The sequence below is a fragment of the Buttiauxella noackiae ATCC 51607 genome (assembly GCF_001654865.1).
In the GTDB taxonomy this organism is placed as follows: Bacteria; Pseudomonadota; Gammaproteobacteria; order Enterobacterales; family Enterobacteriaceae; genus Buttiauxella; species Buttiauxella noackiae.
The window spans coordinates 130,461-143,473 of the sequence record NZ_LXEO01000007.1; the positions used below are offsets into that span (position 1 = coordinate 130,461).

The window sequence follows — 13,013 nt, forward strand, 5'->3', positions numbered from 1 at the left end:
AAAAATCCACTGCTCTGCAAGGCATGCCAGCAGGCGTTATAGCTGTTAGTAAGAAAACCAACACATCAGATCAAGAATACCTGCAACAGGCGTTGGCGTCATCGTCTGTGTCTTAAAACTCAACGAGTATAATTCGAAATCGTCACATTTCCAGGTTGTTGATAATTAGCCGAAATAATGCCATTAACCAGAGTGTATTTTAGCCAACTTTTCGCGGTATTTTTGTACAAATAAATTTCATTTGTACAATTATTTAATATGAAATGATTGTCTATTTAGGTTTTCTTTTTTGAGAAAATTCCCGCATGAGAGGTGAGATTTCTCTGTAAGCGAAGCGGCAATTTATTAATAGGCGTTATTTTTTGAGGGGAGTAGCACAAAATGATTAAAGTTACGTAAAGAAACGTAAAAAAAACCGGATGCAAGCATCCGGTCCAAATAAGTGTAAACAGACATTCAAAGCTGAATGACGGTAATAAATAAAGTTAATGATGATAGCGGGAGTTATTTTATATATAAATTTTGAGTGTGTTTTATCATTCAGTGCTACGTGTAATGATTTAATTCATCGCTATGATTTTATTAATTATTTTATTTTTTTTGACGATTAGTGCTTATATCATTGTCTTTTTGTGCCTAAAAAAGTTCCCTCATATTTACATTCTGAAACACCTATATAGACAAATGAAACATCTCTATGGTTTTAGTATCATATTCGGATTGGATTAATCTGTATTTGTTTTGGAGAATGGGTTAGCCGACTGATTAGTAAATTAATCAGTAAGCAGTGGCATATAAAAAGGCATATAACAGAGGGTTAATAACATGAAAGTTAAAGTACTGTCCCTCCTGGTTCCAGCATTGCTGGTAGCAGGCACCGCTCATGCGGCCGAAATTTATAACAAAGATGGCAACAAATTAGATCTGTACGGTAAAGTAGATGGCTTACATTACTTTTCTGACAATGATGGTCAAAATGGTGACCAGTCATACGTTCGTATCGGTTTCAAAGGCGAAACTCAGATTAATGACCAACTGACCGGTTACGGCCAGTGGGAATACAACGTTCAGGCTAACAACACTGAAGGTAGCAGCGATCAGGCGTGGACTCGTGTCGGTTTCGCAGGTATTCGTGTTGCTGACTATGGTTCGTTCGACTATGGTCGTAACTACGGCGTTGTATACGACGTAACTTCATGGACCGACGTTTTGCCAGAATTTGGCGGCGACACTTATGGTTCTGATAACTTCCTGCAATCCCGTGCAAACGGCGTTGCAACTTACCGTAACACCGATTTCTTCGGTCTGGTTGACGGCCTGAACTTTGCTCTGCAGTATCAGGGTAAAAACGGCAGCGTTTCCGGAGAAGGCTCTACAGCTAACGGCCGTGGCGCTCTGAAACAAAATGGCGACGGCGTAGGCGGTTCCCTGACTTATGATCTGGGTGAAGGGTTCAGCATTGGTTCAGCGATTTCTAGCTCCAAGCGTACAACTGACCAGAACAGCGATGCATACCTGGGTGACGGCGATCGTGCTGAAACTTACAGCGGCGGCATGAAATATGACGCTAACAACATCTATCTGGCAGCTCAGTACACCCAAACCTATAACGCGACTCGTTTCGGTGGCGGTGACTCACTGGTTTCTGGCTTTGCAAACAAAGCACAGAACTTCGAAGTTGTAGCTCAGTACCAGTTCGACTTCGGTCTGCGTCCATCTGTTGCTTACCTGCAGTCTAAAGGTAAAGACATTGAAGGTTACGGCGACCAGGATCTGGTTAAATACGTTGATGTTGGCGCGACTTACTACTTCAACAAAAACATGTCCACCTATGTTGATTACAAAATCAACCTGCTGGACGACAACAACTTCACTCGTGATGCCGGCGTTAATACTGACGATATCGTAGGTGTTGGTCTGGTTTACCAGTTCTAATTCCTGCTTTCGCAGTGTTCGTTGTAAAAGGCGCCTCAGGGCGCCTTTTTTACGTCTGGACTCTCAACAATCCTTCACTTTTAATCCAATTCTTTGCCACTTGGTGTACCCTTTTGCGCTCAAACTGGAGAGAGAAACAATGGACTTACGATTATTACGCTATGGCCTGTTTGCCATAGTTTTGGGTGCTTTGGCAGGCTGTGATAACCCAGCAACAAAAGTTAATACAGGCATGGTGCTGGAAGGTAAAACCATGGGGACATACTGGCGTGCAAGTCTCGCAGGTGTGGACAATGCGAGACAGGCTGAGCTGCGGGAAAAAATTCAGGCACAGCTAGATGGTGACGATCGTCTGCTATCGACCTATAAAAAAGATTCTGCTTTATCGCGCTTTAACCAGTCTTCTTCGACGGAACCTTATCCCGTCGCTGAAGCAATGAGCGATATTGTGACCATGGCTTTGCGCATTGGTGCGAAGACGGATGGCGCGATGGATATTACCGTCGGCCCGCTGGTGAATCTATGGGGATTTGGCCCAGATAAACAACCGATAAAAACGCCTAACCAGGCGCAAATTGATGCTGCGAAAGCGCTGACCGGTTTGCATCATCTCACTGTGATAAACCAGGCCGGGAAACAGTGGTTACAGAAAGATCTTGTAGGTTTGTATGTTGATCTTTCCACGATGGGTGAGGGTTATGCTGCCGATCATCTGGCGCGTTTAATGGAACAAAATGGTATCAGCCGTTATTTGGTTTCCGTTGGTGGCGCGGTGGTTACTCGGGGTACTAATCCTGATGATAAGGCCTGGAGAGTGGCGATTCAGAAGCCTACCGATCGTGAAAATGCGGTACAGGCGGTGGTTGATCTCAATGGACACGGGATAAGCACCTCAGGCAGCTATCGCAATTATTACGAACTGGATGGCAAGCGTTTGTCCCATGTGATTGACCCACAAACAGGTCAACCGATTCAGCATAAATTAGTTTCCGCGACGGTGATTTCGCCAACGGCAATGGAAGCAGACGGTTGGGATACGGGTTTGATGGTACTTGGAACTGAAAAAGCCAAACAGGTGGCAGAAAAAGAGGGGCTGGCGGTTTATTTAATAACCAAAGAGGGCGATAGTTTTACAACCTGGATGTCGCCTCAGTTTAAAACCTTCTTACTTAGCGAGTAAAATTAGAAAGCAAGATTGCGGGTTTCTCTGCGTCCTTAAACTGTCAAAGTCATACCATGACAGCAAAATACAGGAGCCAGTCATGAGTCATTTTTTTGATAAAGCCAACGATGAAAGCCGCTGGCAGGCTGTGGAAACCCGTGATAGTCGCGCTGATGGGCAGTTTGTCTTTGCGGTTAAAACCACCGGCATCTGCTGCCATCCTTCTTGCAGCGCGCGCCATCCGTTACGTAAAAATGTGCTGTTCTTTGAAAGTGTTGACGCCGCCGTTGATGCCGGTTTTCGTCCGTGCAAACGTTGCCAGCCAGACAAACTAGCGCCTGCACAACAACGTATTGCCCGCATCACCCAGGCTTGTCGAATCCTTGAAGCCAGCAACGAGTCAATTGTCCTTGCCGACTTAGCTTCGCAAGTGGCAATGAGCCCGTTCCATTTTCATCGTCTGTTTAAACAAGTCACTGGGCTAACGCCCCATGCGTGGCAAAAGGCGTTGCGCGCAAAACGCTTACGTGAGCAACTGGCCCAGGGGGAGCCTGTCACACGGGCTGTTTTCGACGCCGGTTTTCAGTCAGGAAGCAACTATTACCAGCAGGCTGATAAAGTCCTGGGGATGACGGCGAAACAATACCGTCAGGGTGGGGAGCGCACCGTGATTCAATTTGTGGTGGGGTCCTGTCGTTTGGGGGCGTTTCTGGTTGCACAGAGTGAGCGAGGTATTTGCGCCATACTGTTAGGTAACGAGGACAAAACGCTGATTGCTGAACTGGAAACGCTGTTCCCGCACTCTGCGTTAATGGCCGGTGACGAACTATTTGCGCAAAATGTCGTGCAGGTGGTGAGTTTGCTGGAACGTCCAGGCCAGCAGTTTAATTTGCCTTTGGATATTCAGGGCACCGCATTTCAGCAGCAAGTCTGGCAGGCGTTGCGTGATATTCCTGCCGGGCAGACTGCGAGCTATCGTGACATTGCCGAACGCATCGGCAAGCCGCATGCGGTACGTGCAGTGGCCGGAGCATGCGCCGCAAACAAACTGGCGGTGATTATTCCATGCCACCGTGTTGTGCGTAATGACGGTGCGCTTTCTGGTTACCGTTGGGGTGTTGAACGTAAACGCCAGCTTCTTAACATTGAAGCTGAACAGCAGGGGGAGTGATGCTCGATTTATTTGCCGATGAAGCACCGTGGCTAGAACCACTGGCAGATGGCGCAGTTATTTTGCGCCGCTTTGCCAGCGCTGATGCACGGCTGCTTATTGCGCAAATTGAGGCGGTGGCTGCACTTTCTCCATTTCGCCAGATGGTCACGCCAGGCGGCTACACGATGTCGGTGGCGATGACCAACTGCGGCGAAGTTGGCTGGACCACTAACACTCACGGCTACCTCTATTCCCCGATTGACCCGCTAACGTCACAACACTGGCCTGCGATACCGACTGTTTTTCGCCAGTTATCCGATGCCGCCTCAAAGGCTGCCGGTTATCCTGATTTTAATCCCGATGCCTGCCTGATTAACCGCTACGCGCCGGGAGCTAAGCTTTCACTCCATCAGGATAAAGATGAGCTAAATCTGCAACAGCCCATTGTTTCGGTGTCGCTTGGGTTACCGGCCGTGTTTCAATTTGGTGGGCTCAAGCGTAATGACCCGCTGAAAAGAGTGATGCTTGAACATGGTGATGTCGTGGTTTGGGGCGGACCATCAAGGCTGTTTTATCATGGTATTTTACCGCTTAAACCGGGCCATCATCCTGCTACTGACGAGTTTCGCTACAATCTCACTTTCCGCCACACCCGTTAACACGAATATAAATAAGAATTATTCTTGCTGTACAGTCATTGCCGTTTAAACTGCTCGCTGTTTTCGATTTTGGGTAGTGATTGATGGAACTTTTGCGTGTGGTTTACCGGCAGTATCGCTGGCCTTTTTTGACTGTAATGGCATTAAGCCTGCTTAGCGCGGCGTTAGGTATCGGATTAATTGCCTTTATTAATTTGCGGCTGATAGAAACGCCCGATATCTCCCTTTCGGTACTACCCGAATTTCTTGGCCTGTTACTGCTGTTAATGGCGGTGACATTAGGCTCACAGCTTGCGCTGACCACGCTTGGCCACCATTTTGTGTTCCGTCTGCGCAGTGAGTTTATTAAGCGTCTGATGGATACGCACGTTGAACGGGTTGAACAACTGGGTAATGCGGCACTGCTGGCGGGGTTAACCAGTGATGTGCGCAACATTACCATTGCCTTTGTGCGTCTGCCGGAACTGGTGCAGGGGATTATTCTCACCTTTGGTTCAGCGGCGTATCTGGCGTGGTTATCGCCAAAAATGCTGGGTGTCACGGCGATTTGGGTCGCGGTAACCATCTACGGCGGCTATGTGCTGGTGGCGCGGGTTTACAAGCACCTGGCGCAGTTGCGTGAAATTGAAGATCAGCTTTACAACGATTACCAGACCGTGATTGAAGGGCGTAAAGAGCTGGCGTTAAACCGTGAACGTGCCGAACGTGTCTTTGAGGATACCTATATCCCCCACGCTAACGATTACCGCAGTCATATCATTCGTGCAGATACCTTCCACCTGAGTGCGGTGAACTGGTCGAACATTATGATGCTTGGCGTAATAGGGCTGGTGTTCTGGATGGCGAACAGCCTCGGTTGGTCTGATACCAATGTCGCCGCCACGTTTTCTTTGACGCTGCTATTTTTACGTACCCCTATGCTTTCGGCGGTTGGTGCGTTGCCGACATTGCTGACCGCTCAGGTGGCATTCAACAAATTGAATAAATTCCAGCTCGCGCCATACGATGCTGCATTCCCGCGAAGCCTTGAACCTGTCCAATGGCAAACTCTCGAAATGCGCGATGTGGTGTTCCAGTACGGTGACAACAGCTTCTCCGTGGGGCCGCTGAATCTCAAAATTGAACGTGGCGAATTACTGTTCCTCATTGGCGGCAACGGTAGCGGAAAATCGACCCTGGCGATGTTGCTGACCGGGCTTTATCAGCCAGTATCCGGCGGCATTTATCTGGATGGTAAAAAGATTGATGCCAGTAATCAGGACGATTATCGCAAGTTGTTTTCTGCGGTGTTTACAGATGTATGGTTGTTTGACCGCTTGCTCGGACCACAGGGTGAGCAGGCTAACCCAGAGTTGGTTGCTCAATGGCTTGAACGCCTGAAAATGAGCAACAAGCTGGAGCTGGAAAACGGCACTATTCTCAATTTGAAACTGTCGAAAGGACAGAAAAAACGCGTGGCCTTACTACTGGCGTTAGCGGAAGAGCGCGACATTATCTTGTTAGATGAATGGGCCGCAGACCAGGACCCGCATTTCCGCCGCGAATTTTATCAGACCTTGTTGCCGCTAATGCAGCAAATGGGCAAAACCATTTTCGCCATCAGCCATGACGATCACTATTTTGTTCATGCTGACCGGTTGCTGGAAATGCGACAGGGCCAGTTGAGTGAGTTGACGGGACATGAACGCGAACATGCTTCACGAGATGTGGTCGCCAGAACCGGTCACTAATTTTCTTCGTAGGTCGGGCAAGCGCAGCGCCCCCGACATCTTCGACGGCAAGGGTGGATAACGCTAGCTGCTTATCCACCCGACAAAATCTGGTTATATGTGCCCCGACAGGCTATAACTTAGCTCGTCGTTCTCAGGGAATATTGCCAGATGTCTGTCACTCCAAAGTACAGCACAAAACAACGTGCGCAAGACCGAGCCCGCATCCTCCAGATTCTATTAACCAATAAAGCCGTTGCCACAGGCATTCTGGGCAGGTTGCCGCAACCCGATGCCCATACTCCCGAGCAGGATATTTCGGAGATAGCCACGCTGGTGGCAAGACTCCCCGCAGCCGATCTTGCTGATGTATTGGAAGCTCTGCCCACGGAAGAACGCCATGCGTTATGGCGTCTGATCAAAGATGATCAGCGCGGCAAGATATTAATTGAAGCCTCGGAAACCGTCTGGGATGACCTGATTGAAGGGATGAGCGATAAAGCGCTGCTCAATATCATTCGTCCGCTGGATATAGACGACCAGATTTACCTTGCGCAATATCTGCCGCGCGACTTGATGGGGCGTTTGTTGGCAACCATGCCACAGGAACAACGCGCCCGTGTCAGGCAAGTGCTGCGCTACGAAAAGCACAGTGTTGGTGCGATTATGGATTTCGAAGTTATCACCGTGCGGGCGGATGTGACGCTTGCGGTGGTACAGCGATTCCTACGTTTACGTGGCAAAGTGCCGCAAAACACCGATAAAGTTTTTGTCACCACGCGGGATAAAACGCTGCTTGGTGAGCTGGGGTTAACCACCATCTTACTGCATGCTCCGCAGACGCTGGTCATGAGCGTAATGGACGACAACCCAACCTGTTTTGCTCCGGAAGACAACGACGAAGTTGCTGCGCGCACATTTGAACGCGATGACTTAGTCAGTGCGGCGGTTATTGATAGCAGCGGCAAACTCATTGGCCGCCTGACGATTGATGAGATCGTTGATGTGGTTTACGAAGAAACCGACAACGATTTGCGCCGTATGGGTGGCTTGAGCGCAGAAGAAGATGTGTTTGCTCCGGTTAGTAAAGCGGTTAAAGCGCGCTGGGCGTGGCTGGCAATAAATTTGTGCACCGCGTTTATCGCCTCACGCGTTATCGGGCTGTTTGAACACACCATTTCTCAGTTGGTTGCACTGGCTTCTTTGATGCCGATAGTTGCAGGTATCGGCGGTAATACCGGTAACCAAACCATTACCATGATTGTGCGGGCGCTGGCGCTGCAACATATCCAGCCGGGAAACTTCTCCTTTTTGGTATTGCGTGAACTGGGCGTGGCCTTGTTTAACGGAATTATCTGGGGCGGTGTCATGGGATGCGTCACCTGGCTGCTCTACGACGACCTCGCGTTGGGCGGTGTGATGACACTTGCGATGGTCCTCAATCTTCTGGTTGCATCGCTAATGGGCGTGCTAATCCCGATGATCATGATGCGTTTGGGAAAAGACCCTGCAGTCGGCTCGAGCGTACTGATTACCGCCATCACCGACACGGGTGGTTTCTTTATTTTTCTTGGGCTTGCGACAATATTTTTGCTGTAGGAATGGCAGTGCTGAAACGTACAATGAGGAAATTATCCGAACTTACCACCTTTAAGTTCTGTAATTTACCCCTTAGCATCGTTATATTATGTAATACATAACGAAATGCAATGGAGATAAATATGTCTAAGCAGTGGATCCGTCTGGCATTAGGTGCGGCGTTGAGCGTCACAATATCCGCGCAGGCATTTGCCGATAACAGCAAAGTTACCGTTTTCGCAGCAGCATCCTTAACTAATGCGATGCAGGATATTGCGACGCAGTATCAGAAAGGTAAGAGCGTCGAAATCGCATCGTCTTTCGCTTCATCTTCAACGCTTGCCCGCCAGATTGAAGCAGGTGCTCCTGCTGATTTATTCATTTCTGCTGACCAGAAATGGATGGATTATGCGGTAAGCAAAGATGCTATCAAAACTGATACCCGTGAAACGTTGCTTGGCAACAGCCTTGTGGTTGTAGCACCGAAAGCCAGTAAAATTGGTGATGTGACCATCAACGCAAAAACCGATTGGGCCTCATTACTGAAAGGTGGCCGTCTTGCAGTAGGCGATCCTGACCATGTTCCTGCTGGCATTTACGCTAAAGAAGCACTGCAAAAATTAGGTGCGTGGGATACGCTATCACCGAAATTGGCTCCGGCAGAAGACGTGCGTGGCGCACTGGCGCTGGTTGAACGTGATGAAGCACCACTGGGTATCGTTTACGGCTCTGACGCCGTTGCCAGCAAAGGCGTGAAAGTAGTGGGTACTTTCCCTGAAGATTCGCACAAGAAAGTGGAATACCCAATTGCTATTGTGAAAGGCCACGACAATCCAACAGTTAGCGCGTTTTACACTTATCTGAAAGGACCGGAAGCAGCAGCTATCTTCCAACGTTACGGATTTACGACAATCAAATGATATTGACCGATCCCGAATTGCAGGCAGTTCTGCTGAGCCTGAAAGTTTCCACTCTTGCGGTGCTATTTAGTCTTCCTTTTGGGATCTTCTTTGCCTGGGTACTGGTGCGATGCCGGTTCCCGGGTAAAGCCTTACTCGACAGTATTATCCATCTTCCATTAGTGCTTCCCCCCGTAGTCGTTGGTTATTTATTGCTGATTGCGATGGGTAGACGTGGCGTGATTGGTGCGTGGATATATGATGTTTTCGGGATAACTTTTGCCTTCAGCTGGCGCGGGGCGGTGCTCGCCGCGGCGGTGATGTCCTTCCCACTGATGGTGCGAGCAATTCGCCTTGCGCTCGAAGGTGTGGATATGAAACTCGAACAGGCTGCGCGCACATTAGGTGCCGGGCGCTGGCGAGTGTTTTGTACCATCACGCTCCCTCTGACATTACCCGGCATTATTGCCGGAACGGTGCTGGCATTTGCCCGTTCACTTGGTGAATTCGGCGCCACAATTACCTTCGTTTCCAATATTCCGGGTGAAACTCGTACTATTCCTTCGGCAATGTATACCCTGATTCAAACGCCAGGTGGCGAAAGTGCAGCCGCACGATTGTGCGTGATTTCTATCGTACTGGCACTGGTGTCTTTGCTGGTGGCTGAATGGTTAGCGCGCCAGAGCCGTAAACGGATAGGGGCACTGTAATGCTGGAGCTAAACTTTGTTCAGACGTTGGGTGATCATCGTCTGGCGATCAACGAAACCTTGCCAGGGCAGGGGATTACTGCGGTATTTGGCGTTTCAGGTGCAGGAAAGACTTCGCTGATTAACGCGATAAGTGGCCTGACGCATCCGCAGCAAGGGCGAATTGTACTGAACGATCGCGTATTAAGTGATGCTGAAAACAAGCGTTTCCTGGCGCCTGAAAAACGCCGCATTGGTTATGTGTTTCAGGATGCGCGTTTGTTCCCGCACTACCGTGTACGTGGAAATCTGAAATACGGTATGCCAAGAAGTGCCGCCGGGCAGTTTGATAAATTAGTCGCTTTACTGGGTATTGAACCTTTACTGGAACGCTTCCCCTGGAGTTTGTCAGGTGGTGAAAAACAGCGTGTAGCAATTGGCCGCGCTCTTTTGACGTCTCCTGAACTGTTACTGTTAGATGAGCCGTTAGCCTCGCTGGATATCCCGCGTAAGCGCGAATTGCTGCCGTATCTGCAACGCCTGGCGCGTGAAATTAACATTCCGATGCTATATGTCAGCCACTCGCTGGAAGAGATCCTGCATCTGGCGGATAAAGTGCTGGTGCTCGATGGCGGCGAAGTGAAATCGTTTGGCAATCTGGAGGAGGTATGGGGGAGCAGCGTTATGCACCCATGGCTGCCAAAAGAGCAGCAAAGTAGCGTGCTGAAAGTGACGGTGCTGGAACACCATCCACATTACGCTATGACGGCACTGGCGCTCGGCGATCAGCATTTATGGGTGAATAAACTGGAAAGCCCACTGCAGTCATCATTGCGCATTCGCATTCAGGCGTCAGACGTTTCATTGATTCTCCAGCCGCCGGTAAACAGCAGTATTCGTAACGTGTTGCGTGCCAGGGTTGCACAGTGCTACGACGATGAAGGGCAGGTTGAAGTGCAGCTGGAAGTGGGTTCAAGAACACTTTGGGCGAGAATTAGCCCGTGGGCGCGGGATGAGTTAAAGATAAAACCGGGTCAGTGGCTATACGCGCAAATTAAGAGTGTTTCAATAACCGCGTAAAAAATTAGGTCGGATGTCGCTAACGCTAATCCGACCTACGAGCCGGGTTTTGTAGGGGGATAAGCGGTTAGCGCCATCCACCGTTTTCTGACGGCTACAGCAAATACTTATAAATCGTCTTGGCAATGCCTGTCTCCAGGTTAGTGCCGATCACCAAATCTGCGCGTGCTTTAATTGCGTCATCGGCGTTACCCATTGCAACACCCAGGCCTGCGCTTTCCAGCATGCTCAGATCGTTAAAGTTATCGCCAAATGCCATCACCTGATTCATTGATAAACCTTGTGATTCAACCCACTTCGCCAGGCGATTACCTTTACTGTTGCCGCTTTGTGCCACATCGACCTGATCATGCCATGACCACTCGCACGTCAGGCCAAGCTGCTGCTCAACGACCTGAGTAAAGTTTTGCAGTTTCACCGTGTCTTCATCGGTAAGGGCAAATTTCCAGATTGCATCAACGTCGTAAGCCGCTTCGCGCAGTGAATTAACATGGCGGAAAACAGGACGCTGCGATTCAGGTAACGATTTCGCCCAGTTTTCGGCACGCAAAACGTGGCCGGTAGGCTCTTGATACAGCATGGCGTCATCAACATACATCAGCCCATGAACGTTGTGGGTATCCAGTAAGTCAATTAACTGATTTGCTTGCTGAGGTTGTAATGGATCGGACTCAAGCACCTTTTTCGCATGATAATCATACAAATAAGTGCCATTACAGCAAATTGCAGGTGTATCCAGGGTCAGTGCCTGATAAAAAGGATGGATGGCAACGTGATGACGGCCCGTCACGATGACAACTTTGAAGCCTGCGTCACGTGCGCGTTGTAAAGCTGTCAGTGATTCAGGAAGAATGGTTTTTTGCGGTGTCAGCAATGTGCCGTCAAGATCAAGGGCGATTACGCGATAAGTCATTTAGGGTTCCAGTCAAATTCAGAATCATAGGGCCTGTGCCGATGTTACACCCAAGATACTTCGAGATGCAGGAAGGCAGCAAGTGAAGGAATTCCGATGAGCTTACTCAAGTAAGTGATTTGGGTGACTGAACGTAGACAACGCACTACCCTTATGATTATTACTCAAGACGTTGGGAGGAGAGAGATTTCATGAAACAAACAGTCTATACCGCCAGCCCGGAAAGCCAGCAAATTCACGTCTGGCAGCTTAACCCTGGTGGTGAGCTTACGCTTGTGCAGGTCGTTGATGTACCAGGCCAGGTTCAGCCAATGGTTATCAGTCCTGACAAACGTTACCTGTATGTGGGTGTGCGCCCTGAGTTTCGCGTTATCGCCTATCGTATTACACCAGATGATGGCTCACTCACCGAGGCGGGTGTCACGGCAATCCCTGGCAGCCCAACGCACATTTCTACCGACCATCAGGGCCGTTTCCTGTTCAGCGCTTCTTATAATTCAGGCAGCGTAAGCGTTGTTAGTCTTGCCAACGATGGCCTGCCAGGTGAAGTTGTTGATGTGATTGAAGGGCTGGAAGGTTGCCACTCAGCCAATATCACCCCGGACAACCGCACACTTTGGGTTCCGGCACTGAAACAAGATCGCATTTGCCAGTTTACTTTGTCTGACGATGGCCATCTGGTTGCGCAGACTCCGGCAGAGGTGACCACCGTGGAAGGCGCTGGCCCGCGTCACATGGCGTTCCATCCAAATCAAAATTACGCATACTGTGTCAATGAGCTTAATGGTTCTGTTGATGTCTGGGAGCTGAAAAACGCCAACGGCAAAATTGAATGTGTGCAGACGCTCGATATGATGCCTCCGGGCTTCTCCGATACTCGCTGGGGCGCAGATATTCACATTACACCTGATGGTTGTCATCTCTACACCTGTGACCGTACTGCCAGCATCATCACGGTATTTAGCGTCTCAGAAGATGGCAGCGTTATTGCAGTGGAAGGCTATCAGCCTACTGAAACGCAACCGCGTGGCTTCAATATTGACCACAGCGGTAAATACCTGATTGCCGCAGGTCAGAAATCGCATCACATCGCGGTTTATCAAATTACTGGTGAACAAGGTTTACTGGAAAAGAAAGGCCGTTATGCAGTCGGCCAGGGGCCGATGTGGGTGGTCGTAAACGCACACTAATCATTTGATGATTAGGCATAAAAAAACCTCGCGATGGCGCAATGCCG

11 protein-coding genes are annotated in these 13,013 nt (G+C 49.4%); 10 read left to right on the forward strand and 1 reads right to left on the reverse strand.

Going from position 1 to position 13,013, the window contains the following annotated elements:
* Window positions 1-825: 825 nt before the first annotated feature.
* The 9 genes from M979_RS02285 to modC all read left to right on the forward strand — a co-directional run bounded on the left by M979_RS02285 (window position 826) and on the right by modC (window position 10,863).
* Entirely contained in the window at window positions 826-1,935 is a 1,110-nt protein-coding gene (locus M979_RS02285; RefSeq protein ID WP_034456606.1) for a porin OmpC, read from the forward strand.
* Window positions 1,936-2,074: 139 nt separating this feature from the next.
* On the forward strand, window positions 2,075-3,115 hold the full coding sequence (apbE, locus tag M979_RS02290; RefSeq protein ID WP_034456602.1) for an FAD:protein FMN transferase ApbE: 1,041 nt from the start codon (window positions 2,075-2,077) through the stop codon (window positions 3,113-3,115).
* A gap of 82 nt (window positions 3,116-3,197) precedes the next feature.
* Window positions 3,198-4,268: a bifunctional DNA-binding transcriptional regulator/O6-methylguanine-DNA methyltransferase Ada gene (gene ada, locus M979_RS02295; RefSeq protein ID WP_064553477.1), complete on the forward strand. Its 1,071-nt coding sequence runs from the start codon at window positions 3,198-3,200 to the stop codon at window positions 4,266-4,268.
* Entirely contained in the window at window positions 4,268-4,909 is a 642-nt protein-coding gene (gene alkB, locus M979_RS02300; RefSeq protein ID WP_064553479.1) for a DNA oxidative demethylase AlkB, read from the forward strand. Before ada ends, alkB begins: the two co-directional genes overlap by 1 nt.
* Window positions 4,910-4,992: 83 nt before the next feature.
* Window positions 4,993-6,639, forward strand: a complete 1,647-nt coding sequence (locus M979_RS02305; protein ID WP_064553481.1) for a multidrug ABC transporter permease/ATP-binding protein — start codon at window positions 4,993-4,995, stop codon at window positions 6,637-6,639.
* A 150-nt stretch (window positions 6,640-6,789) separates the two neighbouring features.
* A complete protein-coding gene (gene mgtE, locus M979_RS02310; protein ID WP_034456592.1) occupies window positions 6,790-8,217 on the forward strand; it encodes a magnesium transporter in 1,428 nt (475 codons plus the stop codon).
* A 122-nt stretch (window positions 8,218-8,339) separates the two neighbouring features.
* Window positions 8,340-9,116 carry a molybdate ABC transporter substrate-binding protein gene (gene modA / locus M979_RS02315; protein WP_064553483.1) on the forward strand — a complete coding sequence of 259 codons (777 nt, stop codon included), beginning with the start codon at window positions 8,340-8,342 and terminating at the stop codon, window positions 9,114-9,116.
* Complete coding sequence (gene modB / locus M979_RS02320) at window positions 9,113-9,805, forward strand: molybdate ABC transporter permease subunit (RefSeq protein WP_034456586.1); 693 nt, start codon at window positions 9,113-9,115, stop codon at window positions 9,803-9,805. Before modA ends, modB begins: the two co-directional genes overlap by 4 nt.
* Window positions 9,805-10,863 carry a molybdenum ABC transporter ATP-binding protein ModC gene (gene modC / locus M979_RS02325; RefSeq protein WP_064553484.1) on the forward strand — a complete coding sequence of 353 codons (1,059 nt, stop codon included), beginning with the start codon at window positions 9,805-9,807 and terminating at the stop codon, window positions 10,861-10,863. The genes modB and modC overlap by 1 nt, the downstream gene beginning before the upstream one ends.
* A 94-nt stretch (window positions 10,864-10,957) precedes the next feature.
* Here the strand turns inward: modC and M979_RS02330 are convergent, their stop codons facing one another.
* Complete coding sequence (locus tag M979_RS02330) at window positions 10,958-11,776, reverse strand: pyridoxal phosphatase (RefSeq protein WP_064553486.1); 819 nt, start codon at window positions 11,774-11,776, stop codon at window positions 10,958-10,960.
* Between the two features lie 191 nt (window positions 11,777-11,967).
* Here M979_RS02330 and pgl point away from each other — a divergent pair, with 191 nt between their 5' ends.
* Window positions 11,968-12,966, forward strand: a complete 999-nt coding sequence (gene pgl, locus M979_RS02335; RefSeq protein ID WP_064553488.1) for a 6-phosphogluconolactonase — start codon at window positions 11,968-11,970, stop codon at window positions 12,964-12,966.
* Window positions 12,967-13,013: the final 47 nt, after the last annotated feature.